A 22,277-nucleotide genomic window follows, 5' to 3' on the forward strand; every position below is an offset into this window, starting at 1 on the left:
TCCTTTCAACATATATGTGCAATATGATTATATGTCTTAATTATCTATATGAACCCTTTTATACGGATATGCTTTGTTCCATAAAAATATAAAAAAGAGTTGCTCTCTATGAACAACTCTCATTCAAATAACAAATTATTTAATTTTAGAAAATGCTTTGCGGATTGCATTTATTGTGTAGTCTATATCTTCGTCTGTATGCGCAGTAGAAAGAAATATCCCCTCGAATTGTGAAGGAGGTAAAAATACACCTTCTTCAATCATTGCTCGATAGTACTGGGCGAAGTAATCGAGATTAGCACTTTGTGCCGTAGCAAAATTGGTTACTTCTTCATCGGTAAAGAATACTCCAACCATCGAACCAGCACGGTTTATGTGAAGTGGAATATTAAATTCTTCAGCAGCTTTTGAGAAGCCTTCCATTAAACGATCGACTTTTTTGCTAATTTCTTGATAAGAGGATTCATCGACAGCTTTTAACGTTTCTAATCCCGCAGTCATTGCTAAAGGGTTTCCTGATAATGTACCAGCTTGATAAATAGATCCTGTTGGAGCGACCTTTTCCATAATCTCTCGTTTCCCACCATAAGCACCTACTGGTAATCCACCACCAATAACTTTGCCAAGACAAGTCATATCTGGCGTTACTCCAAAATGCCCTTGCGCACAATGATAACCAACACGGAACCCTGTCATTACTTCATCAAAAATCAAAACTGTACCATGTTCGTTCGTAATAGTGCGTAGTTCATGCAAGAAATTACCTTTAGGTGGGACAACCCCCATATTTCCAGATACGGGCTCAACAATTACTGCAGCAATATCATCTCCATATTGCTCAAATGCATAACGTACACTTTCCATATCATTATATGGAACAGTTATCGTATTCTGGGCAATTGATTTAGGTACACCGGGACTATCAGGAAGACCTAATGTAGCAACTCCTGACCCGGCTTTAATTAACAAGGAATCACCATGCCCATGGTAGTTACCTTCGAATTTTAAAATTTTGTCTTTTCCCGTGTATCCTCTGGCTATACGTAACGCACTCATTGTTGCCTCTGTTCCTGAGTTAACCATACGTACCATCTCAATTGAAGGAACCCTATCAATAACAAGTTGAGCAAGTTCATTTTCTAATAATGTTGGTGCGCCAAAACTCGTACCTTTTTCTGCTGTTTGCTTTAATTTTTCGACAACACGATCATCCGCATGGCCCAACAATAAAGGTCCCCAACTCAAAACATAATCAATATATTCATTTCCATCAATGTCTTTAATTTTGGACCCTTTGCCTGATTCCATAAAAATTGGTGACATACCTACAGATTTAAATGCACGTACAGGAGAATTAACTCCACCTGGCATTAAATCTACCGCTTCCTTATATGCATCCTTTGAATTCGTAAAACTATTCACAAAAATCACCTCATTAACGTTTAATTCGTAATTATTGATTCAACCATTTGGCTGCATCTTTTGCAAAATAGGTAATAATTAAATTTGCTCCAGCACGTTTCATGGATAATAATTTTTCCATAACTAGCTCTTTCTCATTAATCCAACCATTTTGTGCCGCGGCTTTTACCATTGAATACTCCCCACTTACATTATACGCAACAACAGGAACATCAAATTGATTTCGAACTTCTCTTACAATATCCAAATAAGATAAGGCTGGTTTTACAATAAGAAAATCTGCTCCTTCTTCAACATCTGCTTTAGCCTCCCGCATAGCTTCTAATCGGTTGGCTGGATCCATTTGATAGGTTTTACGATCACCAAACTGTGGAGTACTATCAGCAGCATCTCTAAAAGGACCATAAAATGAAGATGAATACTTTACTGCATAAGACATAATTGGGATATTCGTAAAGCCTGCCTCATCTAAAGCTTGACGAATGACAGTTACAAACCCATCCATCATATTAGAAGGAGCAATGATATCTGCACCGGCTTTTGCTTGGGATACAGCTGTTTTAGCTAATAAATCCAGTGAAGCATCATTATCTACCTCATGACGGTGAATAACACCACAATGACCATGAGATGTATATTCACATAAACAAGTATCAGCAAGAATTAACATCGCCGGAAATTCCGCTTTAATCAAACGCGTTGCTTCCTGAACAATTCCAGTTTCAATAAAAGCTCCAGTTCCTTGTTCGTCTTTTTCCTTTGGAACACCAAATAACATCATCGCTTTTATTCCGAGCTCGTCTAATTCTGTTACTTCATTTAAAAGTAGGTCTAAAGAAACTTGGAAAACGCCGGGCATGGATGGTACTTCCCTCTTCAACTTTTCGCCTTCAATCACAAACATGGGATAAATTAAGTCATCTACACTTAACTGTGTTTCTCTAACAAGCGAGCGCATGGATGCCGAACTTCTTAATCTACGATGTCTAGCAAAGCCTTTTATATCTGTCATCATTTCTTCCCCTTCCTTATTATATCTTCTTGTATACGAGCGATCATACCATCTATTGTATATTCACTTGGCATTAAAATAGATGAAAAACCTAACTCCTTGGCACGTTGTTTCGTTGTTGAACCAATACAAACACAGGTTGCTGCCACATCCATTGTCGTCATTTCCACAAATGATTCAACTGTAGAAGGGCTTGTAAACGTAATATAATCAATTTGACTATTTAATAATTGCTCTCGCAGTTTATTCTTCATACTATAATTAGCATGTGTTTCATAGACTTCCATAGCTGTAAATGCCTTCTCAGCTGCTTTTAATCGATTCGGCAATACATCTCTTGAACGGTTCCCTCTAACAAGTAATATAGACGTGGCATCGGGATAGCTTGTTAGGAATTCTTCAGCCATCGTGGCTGCATTATAAGTACTTGGTATAAAATCCGCTTTTCTACCGTATAAAATCAATGTCTCTTCCGTTTTTCTACCAACCACTGCGATATTTTTCGTATGAAGTATATCTTGATTCACTTGATAGTAGTTAGCAAGCTGAAAGAAGCAATCTACACCATTGGAGCTTGTAAATAAAATCCAATCAAATGTATCTAACCTTTTAAAGTCTAAGTGATTTTCCTTTGTTTTACTGCATTCAATTCGCAATAGCGGAATTTCTATTGGAACGCCGCCCAACTGCTTTATCTTTTCTGAGAAAGCAGCTGTCTTCTTTTTTTCCCTTGTAATGAGAATCCGTTTATTTTGTAACGGGAAACTCATTACTGATCAAGCTCCTCTTTAACTTGATCAATAATTTCTTTAGCACCTTGTTTCATTAGTATTTCTGCTGCTTCTCTGCCAACCGATTCAGGATCTGTACCACGAACAACCTCTTTTAAAATCGTCTTCCCATCAGGTGTACCTACAAGTGCAGTAAGCACAATCGTATCATTTTCTAAATAAGCATAGCCTCCAATTGGAACTTGGCAACCACCTTCTAATAAATGGAGGAAAGTGCGTTCTGCTTTTACAGTACGTGCTGTGTATTCATTATTGATTCGTGCTAGTAGATCCCGCAGTTCCTTATCATCTTCGCGACATTCAATTGCTAATGCCCCTTGTCCAACTGCAGGCACACACACATCCGGCTCTAAATACTCTGTGATTAACTCTTCACTTAGCCCTACACGTTTCAATCCAGAAACCGCTAAGACGATAGCATCATAATCCTCTTCTCTTAGTTTACGAATGCGAGTTTCAATATTCCCCCGTATCCACTTAATCGTTACGTCTGGTCGTGCTGCTAAAATTTGTGCTGCACGGCGTAAACTACTCGTTCCTACAATAGCGCCTTCTTTAAGATCATGTAAAGAAATATTACCTTTCGAAATAAATGCATCTCGATGATCCTCACGTTCAGGAATAGAAGTTATTACAAGCCCTTCTGGCATTGTTGATGGCATATCCTTCATACTATGTACAGCTAAATCAATTTCTTTATCGTACATTGCCTGTTCTATTTCTTTCACAAATAAACCTTTTCCGCCTACTTTAGAAAGCGTTACATCCAGTATACGATCACCTTTCGTTACAATTTTTTTTACTTCTATTTCGTTGTCTATACCAGCTTGTCTTAATCTGTCTATTACCCAATCTGTTTGGGTTAATGCCAGATTACTTTTTCTTGATCCAATTACAATTTTACGCAATGTACTTCCTCCTTAACAGTTAAAAGTGAAAATTCGATAAGGTACTAAACAAAAAGAAATTGATGAGCAACAAGAGAAATGCTGCAGTATTGTACATAGCTGTTGCTTTCCCTTTGTAGTTGTTTATTAATCTTAAGATCAAATATACGATATAAACGCCTAAAACAAAAAACGAACCAATCGTTTTCAGGTCTAGCCAGTAAAATTCAGCGTTCGAAACATATGCCCAAACTACACCTAATATGATGGCAATTAGCAATAAAGGTACTCCAATGGTTACGGATTTAAAAGAATAGTCATCTAACCGATTCAAATCACCAAATCGCCACATCCATTTAAACCCTTTTTTTCGTTTTAATAGTTGATATTGAATAATATACATAAATGATAATAAAAACGAGAATGTAAAAAAACCATAGGATACAATTGCAATTGCTATATGCGTTACTAAAATTTCATGTACTAGCTGAACCCCATGCGTATCTAAATTTTCCTGAGCATTCAATAGCAAATATAATAATAGAATAAAAAAACTAAAAACATTTGTAAAAAATACAATGAAATGTACAGCGAAAAATTTATTTGCAAGTAATGAGATTGTCACTAATACCCAAGCATAAAGAAATAAACTATCATTCAGCGTTATTATTGGAAAATTATTCTTAATGAATACTTCATACAATAAAAAAACGGTTTGAATAATCCAAACCATACTAAGCAACCAGAAGGCGATGCGATTGACCCTCCGGCTGTCTTGAATAAAGTCAATAAAGTACCCAATCAAGCTCAATCCATAGATAATCAGTATGAATTCATAAAGCCATTTCAGTTCCATCATACTAGAATCCTTTCATTAAATGGTCTTTATTTTATCTAACAACGAAAAGGATACCTCTTTTTTCTTCATTGCTGTAGCTGTATCATTTTTTTTTGATTGTTTTTCTAGTTCAGCCTGTACTTCTTCCTCAATACCAAAAATATCAATAAAAAGTTGTAATGTTTCATCTGCTTTTTCTTTCGCAGCTAATTCTTTTGCCTGTGTAACAGGTTCCTTAAGTAATTGATTCACAATACTTTTTGTGTGTTTATTAATCACTTTTCTTTCTCTTTCTGTTAAATCAGGAATCTTTCTTTCAATACTTTTGACAGTTTCAGCCTGGATAGAAAGTGCTTTCTGTCTTAGGGCCGATATAACGGGTACAACCCCTAATGTTTTTAACCAGTCCTTAAATGCAACAATCTCCGCTTCAAACAGTAATTCAATCTCCTCAGCAGCAGATTTTCTTGCTTCTAAATTCTCGTCTACAATATGTTGTAAATCATCAATATCATATAGAAAAATATGATCCAGTTCGCTAATGCTTGGATCAACGTCTCTAGGCACTGCAATGTCCACTAGAAATAATGGTGAACCTTTACGTTGCTTTTGAATAGGTTCGATCATCTCTTTTGTTAATACAACAGAATCAGAACCTGTTGATGTTAACACAATATCGGCAGTATGCATTACTTGAGATAAATTATCCATCGATTCAGCACCAGCATCAAATTTTAATGCTAGAGCTTCCGCTTTTTCTTTTGTACGATTCACTACAGTTATTTGGGATACTCCAGAGCCTTGAAGGTTCTTCGCAGCTAATTCCCCCATTTTACCGGCACCTAAGATGACGACATGTTTCTGGTGCATATCACCAAAGATTTTTTTGGCTAACTCAACCGCTGCGTAACTTACTGAAACTGCATGTTCACCAATAGCCGTATCCTTTTGCACTCGTTTGCCAAATGTAATAGCCTGTTTAAACAATTCATTAAAAATGGTACCTGTCGTTTGCATTTTTTGTGATGTAAGGAAAGCTTGTTTCACTTGTCCTAAGATCTGCGTTTCTCCTAATACCATAGAATCTAGACCGGTAACAACACGAAAAAGATGTTCCAGCGCACCATCATCTTCTGTAATTCGTAAGAAAGGGGTAAATTCCCCCTTATCTACATCAAACCAGTTCGACAAGAATTGCTTAATATAGTAACGTCCAGTATGAAGTTGATCAACTACAGCATAAATTTCGGTCCGATTACATGTTGAAACAATCACATTTTCTAAAATACTCTTTTGATCTTTTAGTGCAGCCATTGCTTGATGAAGATCTTCTTCTGAAAATGCGAGCTTTTCCCTTATTTCAACAGGGGCTGTTCTGTAATTAAACCCTACTTTTAATATATGCACATTATCTACCCCCAAAAATCCTTAACTCATCCATTCATTCATTATAACTTATTATCATTAAAAAATAAAAAGTTTTACTTAATAATTAATATAAATTAAAGCCTTTACTAATTACCATTATAACATGTAAATTTAATTACAATTTCTTAAAATGTGAACATAATCTGAAACAATATGGTAGGATAAACCGTATATGATATAACTCGACTGTACTTTATCATAATGGCCATTAAGAAGCAAGAATCTGATACAGCAACACTGAGGTGATACTTTGAAAAAACAACACACACTTGCAGCTTATTTATTAATTGGAATTGGGATATTTTTTTTATTACAACAATTAAAGATCCCCATCTTTTCTAATTTTTATTCATGGCAAACAATAATCATTCTAATTGGGCTTGTTTTACTTATACATAGTTATGCTACAAAGAATTACCATAATCTTTTTAGTGGAACCATTGTTTTAGGGCTTGGCATTCATTTTTACGGGCTTAGTTATTATTCCTTTTGGATAGATCATTGGGCAATGTATGTACTAATTGTGGGAATTGCATTTATTATTCGTTTTCTACAAACAAAAGAAGGACTTTTGCCTGGTATCCTCCTTATTGGTTTTGCAATTATCATGCTATTTTCTATTCAATTGCCGGTATGGTTAAATTGGATTTACGTGATTATTGATTTTATGGAACGATTTTGGCCAATTATATTTATCGTTTTAGGATTGTATTTGTTAAAACGAAAAAAGTAGCCTGAAAAAAATGCAAGTATATCATAAGCCAATTGGATGGCGCTTTCCACTACCAAAGGCGGTTAAGGCCGTGCTCTAGTAATTAGCATTTGAACGAATAAACGATAAAATCCCAACTACGATCCGTATTCATATGCTCGGATGATAGTTGGGATATTTCTTATCTAAATCACTTTTGTTTCGGGCTCTTTTCTACAATACAGAGCTTAAAAATGCTTGGGTCCTTAATTCTTGTGGATAATCAAATACTTCTTTCGGTGTACCTGCTTCCACAATTCTTCCTTCATGCATATAAATTACCCAATCTGCTACTTCTCTTGCAAACCCCATTTCATGTGTCACAATAACCATTGTCATGCCCTCTTTTGCTAATTCTTTTATCGTTCCTAGAACTTCCCCAACAAGCTCTGGATCTAAAGCTGAGGTAGGCTCGTCAAATAACATCACCTTTGGGTTCATTGCGAGAGCTCTTGCTATAGCTACACGTTGCTGCTGTCCACCAGAAAGTGTTGAGGGATAGACATGAAGTTTATCACCCAATCCGACTTTTCCTAATAGTACTTTTCCTTCACTTACTGCCTGTTGTTTACTTTTACGCTTGACATGTGTAGGCGCTTCAATTATATTCTGCAGTACTGTCATATGGGGAAATAAATTAAAATGCTGAAAAACCATTCCTATTTTTTTACGAATCGTATTAAGATCATGCGTATTTTGTTCTATTCGTTCTCCATCAATTATAATATGCCCGCTATTTTTCAATTCTAAAAAGTTTAAACAGCGTAACAAAGTACTTTTTCCTGAACCGCTAGCTCCAACTAGTACAACGACTTCTCTTTCTTTCACTGTCAGGTTAATATCTTTCAACACCTGCAGATTTCCAAACGATTTGTTTAAGTTATTTACCCGTATCATTTCCATTGTATTCATTCATTTTTTGCCTCCCATACGATTTAGTCACTTTTAGCCAGTTTCTTTTCTGTTATGTTCACAAAATATGTAAGTATTAGGACAATGATCAAATAATAAATAGCTACAGTAATAAAATAAGGTAAATAATCAAAACTATTTGACCCCATCGTACTTGCTACTCCAAATAGATCTTGCATGCCAATAAATGAAATTAATGAGGAATCCTTTATACCAATGATGAACTGATTACCTAAAGAAGGAATTGCTCGTCGTATCGCTTGTGGTAAGACAATTCGTCTTATGGTTAAGCCACTACTCATACCAAGAGATCGCCCTGCTTCAATCTGCCCTTTATCAATGGATTGTATTGCACCACGAATTATTTCGGCTATATATGCGCCACTATGAAAAGCGAGTCCAGCTACACCTGCCCAAAACATTGGGATAAGCAGAAGATCTGTCAAGCCATAATACAAAATAAAAATTTGTACAATTAATGGTGTCCCTCGAACAATCCAAATGTATGCATCCGCTACCCATTTTAAAATCCTTATATTTGAAATTTTTAGGATGGCAAAAAACAACCCTATGATTAACGCAATAATTAAAGAAACGACAGATAATTTAATGGTAATCCATAAACCTTCCATAAACACATCCATACTACCAACAAATACATCAAAAAAATGTCCGATTGCTGAAAGAATCTTTATCAACCCCTTTCATACCATAAGAAATGTGCGCAAATAACGCACATTTCTTTTATTGCTCTGCTTCTTTCTTTTTAGTAATGTCTCCACCAATCCATTCTTTCGATAGTTCCTCTAATTCTCCGTTTTCTTTCATTTCCTTTAATACCTCATTAACTGCTTCTAAAAGTGCTTCATTTTCCTTTGAAATAGCAATTGCTTGTTCACTGATACCTAGTTGAATTCGACTTTCTACATTCAATCCATTATCGATAGCATTAAACCCTGTTACATCATCGGTAATAACTGCATCATGATGTCCCTTTGCCAAGGATTGAAGAGCTACAACGTCACTATCTACTTGAGGAATATTATCGGTATACTGTTTAGCAATTTCAATGTAAGTAGTTCCTCTTGCTACCGATATCTCCTTCCCTTTGAGGTCATCTGCAGATTGAATATCGCTATCTGGCCTAGTATAGATTACTGGACCTGAATAATAATAAGGTTTTGAAAAATTCACCTGTTCCAGACGTTCCTCTGTAATCGTATGACTTGCAACTGCAATATCATACCTCCCCTCAGTGACCCCTGTTACTATTCCCGCAAACTTCGCTCGCTGAGGATTTGGTTCTAGTCCTAATTTGTTAGCTATAGCTTTACCAACAGCTATGTCATAACCAACCATTTCGGTTCCTTCCATATAACTAAATGGTTTGAATTCGCCAGAAGCTGCAAAAGTTAATTTGCCTTCTTCAATTAAGGAATACTCATTATTGTTTTCCGTATTTCCATGGGAAGAAGATTCCGTTCCACAAGCGGAAATAAAACAGATGAATAATAGCATAATCAACATATTCCGTTTTTTCATTGAATACACCCTTTCTTTTTCTACCTGCGTTAAATCCTTATTTGATAAAGTATTAGCATAATTATAACAATTATCTAAAAATTCTCCGAATTCATTTACACCTAGTTTTTTTGCTTTGTATTCAAAAAACTTTGAATTACCTTGTATTCCCTTCGCTTCCCTCACATATACCTAAGCATCCTTTGAGATACCTTAACTATGCCTTCGTTTCGATACCTTCCCAAAAAAACCCGTAAAGGAAACAAAAATCATCTTGTTCCTTTACGGGCTTTTCTTTTTTAGAAATGTTTGCTTACAGTCCCATATATTCTCTTAAAATGGACCATGCCTCATCTTTTCCCTCCCCTGTTTCTGCAGAAAAGGGTAATAAAATATCTTCGGGTTCTAGATCGAATAGGTTTTTTGTACGTTTCAAATGTTTGGCACGTTTACTTTTTGGTACTTTATCCAATTTTGTTGCAATTACCACAACTGGAAGGTCATAATATTTTAAATAATCGTACATCTGAATATCATCATTCGTAGGTTCATGGCGTACATCTGTAATAAGCAGAACTGCCTTTAAGGAAGATCTTTTTTCAAAATAGGTTTCCATCATCTTACCCCATTTTCGCCTCTCTTTTTTTGAGACTTTCGCATAACCATAACCAGGTACATCCACAAAATAGAAAGCTTCATTAATTTTATAAAAATTAAGTGTTTGTGTTTTTCCTGGTTTAGAAGATGTTCTAGCTAAATTCTTCCGATTAATTAATTTATTAATAAACGAAGATTTGCCTACATTAGACCGGCCAGCTAAGGCTACCTCCGGTAATTGATCAGTTGGATATTGTTTTTCACTTACAGCACTTATGACAATTTCAGCGTTTGTTACTTTCATCCATATCCCCCACTAACGCATGTTCTAATACTTGGTCTAAATGGTTTACCGGAATAAATGTTAAGTCATTTCGAACACTTTCAGGTATTGATTCAATATCTTTTTCATTTTCTTCTGGCATGATAATCGTAGTAATCCCAGCTCGATGAGCACTTAGGGACTTTTCCTTTAAGCCGCCAATTGGTAAGACCCTTCCTCTAAGTGTGATCTCCCCAGTCATTCCGATTTCCTTTTTTACAGCTCGTCCTGTTAATGCAGAAACAAGGGCTGTAGCCATTGTTATGCCAGCAGATGGTCCATCCTTTGGTGTTGCACCTTCAGGAACATGAATATGAATATCACGTTTTTCGTAAAACTCTGGATCAATGTTTAAATCATTAGCACGAGATCGAATATAACTAAATGCCGCTTGTGCAGATTCTTGCATAACATCACCTAACTTACCTGTTAAGGTTAGCTTTCCTTTACCAGGGTAATGAGAGACCTCAATCGATAGGGTATCTCCTCCTGCCGCAGTATAAGCTAGTCCAGTTGCAGCACCTACCTGATCTTCCTCTTCCATTAATCCATATCGATAGATAGGTTTACCTAATAAATCCTCTATGCTTTTTTCAGTCACAACAACACGTTTTTTTTCATTCGATATAATTATCTTAGCTGCCTTTCTACACAATGTTGCTAATTGTCTTTCCAAATTACGTACACCAGCTTCTCTTGTATATGTACGTATTAACTTCATTAACGCTTGATCACGTAGTTGTAAGTCACCTTTTGTTAGCCCATTTTCCTTTAATTGCTTAGGTAGTAGATGCTGTTTTGCAATATGCTGCTTTTCTAATTCCGTATAACCGGCAATTGAAATGAGTTCCATTCGGTCTAGCAGTGGTCCAGGAATATTATTTACATAGTTAGCCGTAGCAACGAATAAAACATTTGATAAGTCATAGGTTTCTTCTATGAAATGATCGCTAAAATTACTATTCTGTTCTGGATCTAGTACTTCTAGTAATGCAGAAGACGGGTCACCCCGAAAATCGTTAGCCATTTTATCAATTTCATCTAAAAGAAAGACTGGATTAACCGACTTCGCTTTTTTCATGCCTTGAATAATTCTGCCGGGCATCGCACCGATATATGTTCTCCGGTGACCTCTAATTTCTGCTTCATCACGAATTCCGCCTAATGAAATTCGTACAAAATTTCTATTTATAGAACTGGCTATAGATTTAGCTAGCGATGTCTTACCAACTCCAGGTGGACCTACTAAACAAAGGATTGGCCCTTTAATTGTTTGCGTAAGTTTTTGTACAGCCAAGTATTCAAGAATTCTTTCCTTTACTTTCTCTAATCCATAATGATCTCGATCTAATATCGCTTCGGCATGTTTTATTTCGATTGTATCTTGTGTCTTTTCTATCCACGGTAATGCTAATAACCATTCAATATAATTTCGAATTACCGAGCTTTCAGCTGAGCTTTGTGGTACTTTCTCATATCTATCCAACTCTTTTAGAGCAACATTTCTAATATGCTCCGGCATATCAGACTGCTCAATCTTTTCTTTCAGTTGACCTACTTCGCCAGTTTTGCCATCCTTTTCTCCAAGCTCTTTTTGAATTGCCCTCATTTGTTCTCTTAAATAGTATTCTTTTTGTGTTTTTTCCATTGATGTCTTCACACGTTGTCCTATTTTCTTCTCTAAATCGAGTACCTTTTTCTCATTAGTAATGCTCGTAATTAATTGCTGCAGTCTGTCTTTCACATTTGGTGTTTCCAAAAGTTCTTGTTTTTCTTTTATTTTTAAGGACAAATGAGAAGTGATCATATCCGCTAATCTGCTTGGCTCATCAATATCTGAAACCGTATCAAAAGTTTCATGTGTTATTTTTCGAGATACTTTACTATATTGTTCAAATTGATCTAGAAGAGATCGCATCAATGCTTCCTCTTCATGCTGATCACCTTGAATATCTTTTAACTCTTGAATTTCTACAATAAATTCATCCTGCTGTTCAATATAACGAATGATTTCTCCTCGATAGATCCCTTCCACTAACACACGCATCGTTCCATTTGGAAGCTTAATCATTTGCTTCACAGTTGCTAGTGTACCAATAGAATAAATATCTTTTGGTTCTGGATCCTCCAATCGAACTTTCTTCTGAGCAGCTAGAAAAATCTGCTGGTCATCCATCATTGCCTTTTCTAATGCAGCAATTGATTTCTCTCGCCCTACATCAAGATGCAATACCATTGATGGAAATACTAACAGTCCACGTAAAGGTAGGAGGGGAAGTTGCCTGTTATCATTGGTCATCGTATGTACCTCCAAATATTATGTAATGTAATTATTTATATCATATGTTCTTAAAGTTTATATAAAAGAATTTTATTTGTAAATTATTATCATACGTCATATTCGATTTTTATTAAGCTGTTCTTATCATTCGTTCGCCATATAAAAATATACGAAATATCATGAAAAGAGACCGACTCGTTACTAAGAACATGTAATAAAGTCAGTCTCTTCACATCATTATTTAAATTAGAATAGATTACTGTTACGCACTCTCTTTCGGATGTTTCTTATTACCTTCCATTACGGTACCATCACGATAAACCAACTTCGGACTGCCATTCTCTTCTTCCACGGTTTTCTTCGTAATAATACATTTCTCAATATCTTCTCTTGATGGTAAATCAAACATCACATCAAGCATAATACCTTCGATAATGGAACGTAGACCTCTAGCACCCGTTTTACGTTCTATCGCTTTAGCAGCAATTTCCCTTAGTGCTTCATCTTCAAATTCTAGTTCTACATCATCCATTTGAAATAGCTTTTCATATTGTTTAACTAATGCATTTTTTGGTTTAGTTAAAATTTCTATTAAGGCTTCTTCATCTAATGGAGTTAGACTTCCTACAACAGGAATTCGGCCAATAAATTCAGGAATTAATCCATAACGAAGGAGATCTTCTGGAAGTACTTTTGCTAGCAACTCTCCCATTTCTAAGTCCTGCTGCTTCTCGTTTGCACCAAATCCAATTACTTTTTTACCAAGACGACGTTTAACTACCTGATCGATGCCGTCAAATGCTCCACCGACAATAAATAGAATGTTAGTTGTGTCGATTTGAATAAATTCTTGATGTGGATGTTTACGGCCGCCTTGTGGTGGTACACTTGCAACCGTTCCTTCTAGAATTTTAAGTAAAGCTTGTTGTACACCTTCACCCGAAACATCTCTAGTAATTGAAGGGTTTTCCGACTTACGTGCTACTTTATCAATTTCATCAATATAAATAATTCCTTTTTCTGCTTTTTCAACATCGTAATCGGCAGCTTGAATTAGCTTAAGTAGAATATTCTCTACATCTTCCCCGACATAACCTGCTTCTGTAAGCGAAGTTGCATCTGCCATGGCAAATGGCACATTAATAATACGAGCTAACGTTTGGGCTAGCAATGTCTTCCCACTACCTGTCGGCCCAATCATAGCGATATTACTTTTTGATAATTCCACATCATCTGCTGTATTCTTTGTTGTATTAATACGCTTGTAGTGATTATAAACTGCAACAGAAAGATTCTTTTTCGCTTTATCTTGACCAATTACATAATCATTTAGGATTTCACAAATCTCTTTCGGCTTTGGGATTTCTTTTAGTTCTGTTTCCTCTTCGGTTCCCAATTCCTCTTCTACAATTTCTGTACAAAGTTCAATACACTCATCACATATATAAACGCCTGGTCCAGCAACTAACTTTCGAACTTGATCCTGGCTTTTACCGCAGAACGAACATTTCAATTGCCCTTTTTCTTCATTAAATTTAAACATTCCATTTCACCCCTAAAAGTTTAAATCTGCTCCTACGCATTTCACGCTAGGTTTCAACTTTTATAGTCATCATATCAGATCGAATTTAAAATACAAAACAATAAACCTTTTTTAAAGTTAATTTGTATCGTATATACATTGTTATCTGTATTCATTTACCATAAATAAGTGATCTAATATGGACTTGTTCCCATCATAAATTAATAAGTAAGGATTGACTTCTAGCTTTTATTGTTACTTAACATTAACACATACTATTACTATATGTTAATTCTTTAAATAAAGTCGCTAAAATTACAATTCCTCAAAATCGTTTGTATTAAAAATAATGGAAAACAAGGTGCGAACGCATCGCACCTTGTTTTAGTCTTTGCCTTATCTCGCATGATCTAAACCTTATAATAAGATTTAAACAGCTTTGCTGTGTTCTACAAGGAAATCAATGGCTTTTCTCATTTTTAAATCACCTTTAATTGCGTCCGTATTACCACCAAGCATTTGCTTTAGCTGCTCTACTTCTGCACCATACATAGAAGCCATTTTTTCAAGTTCTGCATCTACATCATCTTCAGAAACTTCAAGACCTTCTTCGTCCACAATTGCTTCTAATGTAAGATTTGTTTTCACTCGTTTCTCAGCATCTTCTCTCATTTGTTCTTTCAATGCAGCTTCATCTTGACCAGAGAATTGAGAATACATTTCTAATGTCATACCTTGCATCTGCAGACGCTGTTCAAACTCTTTTACCATTTGGTCTAATTCCGTATCCACCATAGCCTCTGGAATTTCAGCTTCAGCATTATCGCTAGCTTTTTCAACTAATGTTTCACGTTTTTGGTTTTCGACATCCTGTTTCTTCTGTTCAAGAAGTTGTTCTTTTTTCTTACTTTTCAATTCTTCTAGCGTTTCAACTTCATCATCGAGGTCTTTAGCAAACTCATCATCAAGTTCAGGAAGTTCTTTGTATTTCACTTCATGGATCTTCACTTTGAAGGTTGCTTCTTTACCAGCAAGGTCTTCTGCATGATAATCTTCAGGGAAGGTCACAGAAACTTCGGTGTCTTCTCCAGTTTCTTTGCCAATTAATTGTTCTTCAAAGCCTGGGATAAATTGACCAGAACCGATTTCTAAGGAATGATTTTCACCTTTTCCACCTTCGAAAGCCTCTCCATCAACGAAACCTTCAAAGTCGATAACAGCTGTATCTCCTTCTTCAATTTTTCCTTCTTCTTTTACAACTAATTCAGCATGATGTTCGCGTTGATGTTCTAAATCATGTTCCACATCTTCATCTGTAACTTCTACAGATTGATCTTCCACTTCAAGTCCTTTATATTCACCAAGTTTTACCTCTGGTTTAACGGTAACTTTTGCTGTAAAAACAAGTGGTTGCCCTTTTTCAATTGTGTCAATATCAACATCTGGTTGTGCTACTGGTTCAATGCCTGTTTCTTCAACTGCTTGCATATAAGCATCTGGAAGTACAATGTCAACCGCATCCTGATATAGTGCTTCTACTCCAAAACGTTTTTCAAAAATCCCACGCGGAATTTTACCTTTACGGAATCCAGGAATTTGAACATCTTTGGATACTTTTTTAAATGCTTGATCCAATGCTTTGTCAAATTCTTCAACACTTACTTCAATCGTAAGTACTCCTTCATTGCCTTCTTGTTTTTCCCATTTCGCTGACATAAAAATTCCCTCCAAAATCTATTATATCCTTCATATTTCACGTTCATTATTATATAATGATCTAAATTTACAACCATCTTATTATAACATAATTACTATGCCTTTCAAGCATTTAACGACATTCTTAGCTTTCTTCTATAATACTTTCATATAGTGTTTCACATAGTTCGATCTCTTCTATGTAATGCCTATTTTCGATAGACGATTCTTCCCTGGTGGGAGATGGAATATTTAAATACGATGAGCCCACATATTTCAATGATTCGGCTATCCATTCAGCATCTTCTTCACCTGGCAAAACCGGAAACCTTACATATAAATAATGATTTAATAGTTTAAGCAATAAGTTATATAAGGAAGGATCTTTTTGTTCCAACTCACCGATAATTAATAAAATCTGCTTAAATAAGATTTGATTATGTATATTGGGAACTTCATCTGGTTTTACATTTAATGCTGTATCCCACTTATGAACCTTCACCTTATCCTTATAGTTAATATCCTGAAGCCAAATAAATACAGCTGTTTTAATGACAGGGTGAATCGATCCCTTCATTAGCAGCGATATGACCTCTTGAGTTGGGTCACTCCTCAATTTCCGCAATTTCTCAAGCAATCGCCATTGTTTTCGATAATCCTCAGCCTCAATTGCTTCATGCAACTCATCTAAATAAGTAGTCGTATGCTCTACCGAAACATCTGCCTTCATTTTACTACTCATCTCATATAATTGCTGAAACTGCTCTTGCATCATGGATGGCACAGCATTTGATTGAAATTCATAGTCTATTTGCTTCATCAATGTATCGTATTGATTGGTTTGAAATAGAATCGTTAAATAAATATGTAAATAATGATAATAATGTTCATCCTTATGTTTTAGTAATTCTTCACATATATCTTGAGCTTCATGATGACGCCCTAATTCCATTAAGCAAATTAGCTTACCACTAATGATTTCATAGCTATCAATTTGGTAACTTAATAACTTATTTAATTTTAACAGAGCGTCTTCATATTTTTTTTCTTTCAGAGCCTGTAAACTCTCTTCTTCTAATACTGTCCTCCATTTCGGAAAAAGAATGACATTTTCTGGCAAGTTCTGCATTGTCTACCTCCTCTCATGCGTGTTTATAGTATTTAATTTTAACATACTAGATATACATTCCCGATGCAAAGAAATTTCAAACTTTAAGCTAAGATGTTCTTCCTTTAAATGGGGAATGAAACGTATCCGCATTATAGCATATAACCAGAATTCAAAGAAATGTGACCTAACGATTACATATGGCTCTAAGAGCATGGTTTGATTATAATAGGGTTAGAGGTGAGAATATGAGTGAAGCATTGAAGCAAATCTATTGGGCCATCAAGCTTGGGGAAAAATTAAAATATGAGTTAAGGCATAGCTGGCTATCAAATGGGCGACAAGAAAGTGTGGCGGAACATACTTGGCGATTATCCTTAATGGCGATGTTAATCGAACCTTACTTAGAGGAAAATATTGATTCTGAAAAGCTATTAAAAATGATCATTATTCATGATTTAGTAGAGGCTGAAGCGAGTGATATCCCTGCTTTCGATACATTAAATAACCCAAAACTCCTTAAGCAGAAACATGAAAAGGAAAGAGAAGCAATCGACCATATAAAGCAAATGTTGCCAGAACCCCTTGGTAGCAATGTTTTCGATTTATGGATAGAATTTGAAAACAAACACACCTATGAAGCAAAAGTTGCCAATGCCCTCGATAAGCTTGAAGCACAAATTCAACATAATGAAGCGGATATAGTTACATGGAAGCCCATTGAATATAAAATGAGTTTTATGCTGGATCAACATACGAATTTTAGCCCGATACTTAGTCAATTCAAAGAACTAATCGAACAAGAAGCAGAAGAAAAGATAAACAAGGCCAATCATCTATCGCCGTAGACTAGCACTAATATGTTAAAGAGAGTGATTTCTGTGTTATTGCTGGTCAGGAATATTACGAATAATGCGAAAACATTTATAATAGGAGTGAAATATGTTTAGTAGTATTTTAATGTTTCTTTAATCTTTTACAGGAAGAGGCTCCTAGCACCTTTACTGCTACTATAACAGTTTAAAAAAGGGGGTAATCAATATGACATTAGTGTTAGCTTCTTTTATTATTTCCCGAGCGGTATTATTTATAGTAGTGAAAAAGAAATATGGGAATCAGTCGAAAGCAATAAAAAATGGCAATAGAAAATCAAAATATGCGACATAGTTAAGGGTAGATCTAAGCAAGAGGTTTCATTCGTATGCATGCAACATCGAATCTTGAGCATTCAAAGCCTAATTAGCGAATGACAGCTCGAGTATAGGGAGTAGGAGTCTTAAATCTAGTATATATAAAATACTTGTATCTGGAATGATGTTGATACAGTAGGAAAAAAAGTTCCGTAAAAGATTTGGTAGGGGAATAACAGATGGTGCAGCAGGTAGACAATAAGAAAACATGCCCAAATGTGTTATTATCACAGTTGGGCATGTTTTCTACCTAATTCATATTTCTTAGTGACGTCCCAGGCAGACATATATAATAGGAAGAAACTCGTTATTTTAAAAGGGTTTCTTCTTTTTTGTGTGTAAAATATGTGTAAAAAAGTTTTGTGTGTAAAAGAAGAGAATTAATCCTTATTTTTATTCATCATAAATTTGACCTGTCTTTATAACATTATTTATTTGCCTTTTCCTGTCTTCGTAGTTTTCTTTATCGCTTTCTAATGTAGTATAAAACTCTGGGTTTTCGACGATGTGCTTAACTAGTATGAACAAACGTTCTTCTTCTTCGCTTAATTCGGAATTCTTTTGGAATGCACTATACTTTATATAGTAATGATCGAAGATTTCCTTTTCTTGTTCAGAAATCTCATTTTTTTCCTCAATAACACCATCCATTATATTTAAAATTTGATTTGTGTCATCTGCTATATCTTCGCCTATATTCTCATGTATCTTATCCCCACACCCTACCAACACCACACTTAAAATAACTAAAAGCAAAACGTTCTTCACTTATTGGCCCTCTAGTATCTTTTTTCTACATATTACCATAAATCCAGTACAAAAGTTTCAACCAATTTTAAATTTTATACCATTTGATTCTTCTTTTACTTTCTCCTTTTTCTTGCTTATATTTTGCATAAATTCCTGTATAGATCCTACCTGGAATACTGTTAAATCTCCTTCCTGTATTTCATAGTTGGTGCTGGTAATCATTACTATGAAAGGAAATGGTTTAAATTCATTTGAAATCTTTAGAGCTTCATAGCGTTTGATTTTCTCATTCATTACTTTTTGTGAGTATAAATTGCGCTGCACTTCTATAAAGAATGGTGCACCTTTTATTGTAGTGAATATATCTGGTTCCGCTAATCCTTTTTTATATTTTGGTTCGATTTGAAAAGTTTTTGGAGTAGTGTATTTCCTTATCTGTTTATAGACTTCTACCAGCTGCAGAAAATGAGGTATTTTAGTGGAATTATGTTTAATGGTAGATTGAATCGGAAAATAAACGTAAGGCGTAAATGATTTGCTTACACCTATTTGTTTGTCTCTAACTAAACGTTTTAAAACAGTGTTAGCACATGTCACAGGGTTTTTTAGTCTAGAAAAATATAGCTCTATGATGTCATCCCTACTCATAACCCTAAATCGTTCTAAATCCTTTATGATCTGCAAATCCCTTTTATTCATTTTCAAACATCTCCAATACTTTAGAGTAATTATTTTCTTGAGTGGGTTCCTTCTTTTGTTGCTGTACTCTATATGAATGAAGCAATTTACGGGCATTATCATTATCTAACCAAGGACACTGTATCTCTTGTATACTCGAATTAATTTTCAATAGCATCCTTCCAGGTGTATTAATCTTTTCAGAGCCAGGTGTACCAATAATTTTTGAATTGGTTGCATCAGCTGTCATGAATCCCATTCGCACTGTTAGATTTACCTTTAGCTTTCCATCCAGTAGCTTGGCATCAGGTCTTTGCATTGACAAAATAATAAACACTCCTAATGATCTACCTATGCTTGAGATTTCTTCTAAAATGTCCATAATGTCAGTTTCTTTTTTTAACAAAACAACTTCGTCAATACATACCACGATATAAGGCAATCTTTCTTTTAATTGATCAATTGAATTTACAGCAGCTTCATCTAACTTATTCCCTCGCTTGACCATTTCTCTTTTAACTTTATTAAGAGCTGGCCGTAGTTCATCAGCAGAATGGAAAACACCTTCTACATGCTCGATTTGTTTAAATAGATGAAACTCTGACCTTTTTAGATCCCCTAATATCAATTGCAATTGCTTTGGTGATTTATGTTTTATTAACGTTGTTAGGATACTTCTTATCTCGCTTGATTTTCCTGAACCTGTTTCACCAGCAATAAGAACATGAGGATTTCTAGTAAGGTCAAATGAATGGATTTTACCATCTAAAGTCTGACCGCAAACAATGGGTATTTTTCCTTTTAATGCGCTGTGGATTTCAGGGTAATCATATTTAAACTTACCTGGTAATCCATCTGGAAACACTTTTAATATTCCTCTTTGCTCTGTGATATTCAAATCAATGTATTGTCCAAAATGTTGCTTAAAGACAAATAGACGTTTTTCAAATTCATCTGGATTTATACCTTTAGGGATAGTAAAAACAAATGTGATACATCCTCCCTTTTGATCGAAACGTAATAAATGAGGATAAGCTTCATATTTATCTATTTTTTTAAATAATCCTCCGTTAATAAATGCAGCATTCAAATTTTCTATAAGCTTTCTTTTTCTGTATTTATTTTTCAGAAAAACATATTCAAATGCAGGATAAGACCCCCATAAAATTGAACTAGTTAGTAAAGACCAACCTAGAATCGTGAACATACTTTCTCCTCCCATACATGAGTTATTGTACTTAATATTTTTTTTACCTCCCTCGCCCTCCCTCTTTCAGACAGCTCCACTTCGCTCCGCTTTAAACAAATTTTTAAATACCCTTATATATTGGACGTAGATTCTAATACCTTGGTAGATGTGCCTTGGTAGATAATTTGGCAATTACTTTGGTAGTTACCTTGGTAGTAATGTATGTATAAACGCCCACTAAAATGCCTGTCCATGCGTAAAAAAGGAATTTAGTTTAATTTGGAGAATTAATATTGTGAGGTGGTGTAATGAAATCTAGACTAAAAGAAATTCTAGAGGATAAAGGTATTAAACAAACACACTTAGCCAAGGTAACTGGTGCAAATAAGTCAACGATCAATCGCATAGTAAACAAGGGCGCGATTCCCGCATTGCCGCTTGCTTATAAAATAGCTAAGGAATTAGATAAACACATTGAAGATATATGGTTTGAATAATGTTTGATAAAAAGTAAATCACTGTATATAATAGGAACAAACGTTCTTTGGGGTGATCTTATGAATGAGGAATTAAAACGGTTAGCACAAGATTTCATCATTCTTCCTTTTGCTGCGAAGATTTTCGAACAGGATAGAAAGCGCTTTGCTAAGTTTAAGCAAGGTATCGTATATCAAAGTATGATTGATGCCGTCATAGAACGAATACAGAAAGACATGTCAGCTACAAAACAGAAATTATATACTAAGTATCACCTAGACATAAAACGAATTGGGAACACTACTTATCGATGGAATAGCAGGGGTAATAGTGGTGTGATTGAATATTCTTCAGAGGATTTAAAAGAAATGACTAATCAAGCTATGAAACGTTACATGAATGGAACTGATTTTGAGGTAAAAGATTATTAAATAGGCAAATGCCGTTTCAATATAGTACTTATTCGCATATATTTATTACGATTGTACTTTAATTTTAACAACCTATTAAGTCGTTTTTACCAAGAAATTCTTTAGAGAAATAGCCCCCACATTTGTGAGGGCTATTTTCATGTACTCTAAGCACACGGATATACTCGTTCTGTTTCATGATAAAAAAAATAAACCCGGAGTATGTATAAATGTACTGGAAATTGAAGAGGATATTAACGGGCTTTACTGAGGGCCTAAACTTCTTGTTCCCCCCTTTTACATCCCTAGGTAAGAGGGGGATTTATAATAGCCCTAGCTCAACAAACCGCAAAAATTGAACTAAGGCATGGTTGCAGCAAGGGAGTTAACCCTTATAGATAATATTTAACAACGTATTGAAATATGACAAAGGTACATAATATAATTGAGGCTTTTCTAAGTCTTTCAATTACTCACTTTCTCCTTTTGAATTACA

Annotated in this window: 22 protein-coding genes; 5 read left to right on the plus strand and 17 right to left on the minus strand. The window is 35.1% G+C overall.

Going from position 1 to position 22,277, the window contains the following annotated elements; genetic code table 11:
• Nucleotides 1-135: 135 nt before the first annotated feature.
• The 6 genes from hemL to hemA are packed head-to-tail and all read right to left on the minus strand — an operon-like array spanning nucleotide 136 to nucleotide 6,357.
• Nucleotides 136-1,422: a glutamate-1-semialdehyde 2,1-aminomutase gene (gene hemL / locus JKP73_RS13035; protein ID WP_021290965.1), complete on the minus strand. Its 1,287-nt coding sequence runs from the start codon at nucleotides 1,420-1,422 to the stop codon at nucleotides 136-138.
• 31 nt (nucleotides 1,423-1,453) lie between these two features.
• The gene (gene hemB, locus JKP73_RS13040) at nucleotides 1,454-2,434 is read right to left on the minus strand and encodes a porphobilinogen synthase (protein ID WP_038243380.1); all 981 of its coding nucleotides are present in this window, start codon (nucleotides 2,432-2,434) and stop codon (nucleotides 1,454-1,456) included.
• Nucleotides 2,434-3,204, minus strand: a complete 771-nt coding sequence (locus JKP73_RS13045; RefSeq protein ID WP_021290963.1) for a uroporphyrinogen-III synthase — start codon at nucleotides 3,202-3,204, stop codon at nucleotides 2,434-2,436. The genes hemB and JKP73_RS13045 overlap by 1 nt, the downstream gene beginning before the upstream one ends.
• Complete coding sequence (gene hemC, locus JKP73_RS13050; protein ID WP_021290962.1) at nucleotides 3,204-4,133, minus strand: hydroxymethylbilane synthase; 930 nt, start codon at nucleotides 4,131-4,133, stop codon at nucleotides 3,204-3,206. Before hemC ends, JKP73_RS13045 begins: the two co-directional genes overlap by 1 nt.
• Before the next feature lie 19 nt (nucleotides 4,134-4,152).
• Nucleotides 4,153-4,971: a cytochrome c biogenesis protein CcsA gene (gene ccsA / locus JKP73_RS13055; protein WP_200411361.1), complete on the minus strand. Its 819-nt coding sequence runs from the start codon at nucleotides 4,969-4,971 to the stop codon at nucleotides 4,153-4,155.
• Between the two features lie 15 nt (nucleotides 4,972-4,986).
• Entirely contained in the window at nucleotides 4,987-6,357 is a 1,371-nt protein-coding gene (hemA, locus tag JKP73_RS13060; protein WP_160807053.1) for a glutamyl-tRNA reductase, read from the minus strand.
• A gap of 271 nt (nucleotides 6,358-6,628) precedes the next feature.
• Here hemA and JKP73_RS13065 point away from each other — a divergent pair, with 271 nt between their 5' ends.
• Entirely contained in the window at nucleotides 6,629-7,111 is a 483-nt protein-coding gene (locus JKP73_RS13065) for a LiaI-LiaF-like domain-containing protein (protein ID WP_021290959.1), read from the plus strand.
• 192 nt (nucleotides 7,112-7,303) lie between these two features.
• On the opposite strand, the gene JKP73_RS13070 is transcribed toward JKP73_RS13065, so the two are convergent.
• The 8 genes from JKP73_RS13070 to JKP73_RS13105 form a co-directional block, all read right to left on the minus strand.
• A complete protein-coding gene (locus JKP73_RS13070) occupies nucleotides 7,304-8,041 on the minus strand; it encodes an amino acid ABC transporter ATP-binding protein (protein WP_038243373.1) in 738 nt (245 codons plus the stop codon).
• Between the two features lie 23 nt (nucleotides 8,042-8,064).
• Complete coding sequence (locus JKP73_RS13075; protein WP_051170067.1) at nucleotides 8,065-8,685, minus strand: amino acid ABC transporter permease; 621 nt, start codon at nucleotides 8,683-8,685, stop codon at nucleotides 8,065-8,067.
• A 100-nt stretch (nucleotides 8,686-8,785) separates the two neighbouring features.
• Nucleotides 8,786-9,583 (minus strand): transporter substrate-binding domain-containing protein, encoded by a 798-nt coding sequence (locus JKP73_RS13080; RefSeq protein WP_038245060.1) that lies wholly within the window; start codon nucleotides 9,581-9,583, stop codon nucleotides 8,786-8,788.
• A 292-nt stretch (nucleotides 9,584-9,875) separates the two neighbouring features.
• Nucleotides 9,876-10,463, minus strand: coding sequence for a ribosome biogenesis GTP-binding protein YihA/YsxC (gene yihA / locus JKP73_RS13085; protein ID WP_160807052.1), 588 nt, complete (start codon nucleotides 10,461-10,463; stop codon nucleotides 9,876-9,878).
• Complete coding sequence (gene lon, locus JKP73_RS13090; RefSeq protein ID WP_021290954.1) at nucleotides 10,444-12,780, minus strand: endopeptidase La; 2,337 nt, start codon at nucleotides 12,778-12,780, stop codon at nucleotides 10,444-10,446. The genes yihA and lon overlap by 20 nt, the downstream gene beginning before the upstream one ends.
• A 244-nt stretch (nucleotides 12,781-13,024) precedes the next feature.
• On the minus strand, nucleotides 13,025-14,305 hold the full coding sequence (gene clpX / locus JKP73_RS13095) for an ATP-dependent protease ATP-binding subunit ClpX (protein WP_021290953.1): 1,281 nt from the start codon (nucleotides 14,303-14,305) through the stop codon (nucleotides 13,025-13,027).
• 408 nt (nucleotides 14,306-14,713) lie between these two features.
• The gene (gene tig / locus JKP73_RS13100) at nucleotides 14,714-16,000 is read right to left on the minus strand and encodes a trigger factor (RefSeq protein WP_160807051.1); all 1,287 of its coding nucleotides are present in this window, start codon (nucleotides 15,998-16,000) and stop codon (nucleotides 14,714-14,716) included.
• 124 nt (nucleotides 16,001-16,124) lie between these two features.
• On the minus strand, nucleotides 16,125-17,108 hold the full coding sequence (locus tag JKP73_RS13105; protein WP_021290951.1) for a tetratricopeptide repeat protein: 984 nt from the start codon (nucleotides 17,106-17,108) through the stop codon (nucleotides 16,125-16,127).
• Nucleotides 17,109-17,335: 227 nt separating this feature from the next.
• On the opposite strand from JKP73_RS13105, the gene JKP73_RS13110 reads away from it, so the two are divergent.
• Entirely contained in the window at nucleotides 17,336-17,935 is a 600-nt protein-coding gene (locus JKP73_RS13110) for an HD domain-containing protein (protein ID WP_038243364.1), read from the plus strand.
• Nucleotides 17,936-18,128: 193 nt separating this feature from the next.
• The gene (locus JKP73_RS23415; RefSeq protein WP_021290949.1) at nucleotides 18,129-18,254 is read left to right on the plus strand and encodes a hypothetical protein; all 126 of its coding nucleotides are present in this window, start codon (nucleotides 18,129-18,131) and stop codon (nucleotides 18,252-18,254) included.
• 416 nt (nucleotides 18,255-18,670) lie between these two features.
• Here the strand turns inward: JKP73_RS23415 and JKP73_RS13115 are convergent, their stop codons facing one another.
• Genes JKP73_RS13115 through JKP73_RS13125 form a run of 3 tightly spaced genes read right to left on the minus strand, consistent with a single transcriptional unit; the run spans nucleotide 18,671 to nucleotide 20,912 of the window.
• Nucleotides 18,671-19,045 carry a hypothetical protein gene (locus JKP73_RS13115; RefSeq protein WP_200411362.1) on the minus strand — a complete coding sequence of 125 codons (375 nt, stop codon included), beginning with the start codon at nucleotides 19,043-19,045 and terminating at the stop codon, nucleotides 18,671-18,673.
• A gap of 57 nt (nucleotides 19,046-19,102) precedes the next feature.
• A complete protein-coding gene (locus JKP73_RS13120) occupies nucleotides 19,103-19,726 on the minus strand; it encodes a replication-relaxation family protein (protein ID WP_200411363.1) in 624 nt (207 codons plus the stop codon).
• Nucleotides 19,719-20,912 (minus strand): FtsK/SpoIIIE domain-containing protein, encoded by a 1,194-nt coding sequence (locus JKP73_RS13125; RefSeq protein ID WP_200411364.1) that lies wholly within the window; start codon nucleotides 20,910-20,912, stop codon nucleotides 19,719-19,721. The genes JKP73_RS13120 and JKP73_RS13125 overlap by 8 nt, the downstream gene beginning before the upstream one ends.
• Before the next feature lie 290 nt (nucleotides 20,913-21,202).
• Here JKP73_RS13125 and JKP73_RS13130 point away from each other — a divergent pair, with 290 nt between their 5' ends.
• Both JKP73_RS13130 and JKP73_RS13135 read left to right on the plus strand, forming a co-directional pair.
• A complete protein-coding gene (locus tag JKP73_RS13130) occupies nucleotides 21,203-21,391 on the plus strand; it encodes a helix-turn-helix transcriptional regulator (protein ID WP_200411365.1) in 189 nt (62 codons plus the stop codon).
• Nucleotides 21,392-21,451: 60 nt separating this feature from the next.
• Nucleotides 21,452-21,802, plus strand: coding sequence for a YhjD family protein (locus JKP73_RS13135; protein ID WP_200411366.1), 351 nt, complete (start codon nucleotides 21,452-21,454; stop codon nucleotides 21,800-21,802).
• The last annotated feature ends 475 nt before the right edge of the window (nucleotides 21,803-22,277 follow it).

This window comes from Virgibacillus salexigens, assembly GCF_014905415.1.
Lineage (GTDB): Bacteria > Bacillota > Bacilli > Bacillales > Amphibacillaceae > Virgibacillus > Virgibacillus salexigens.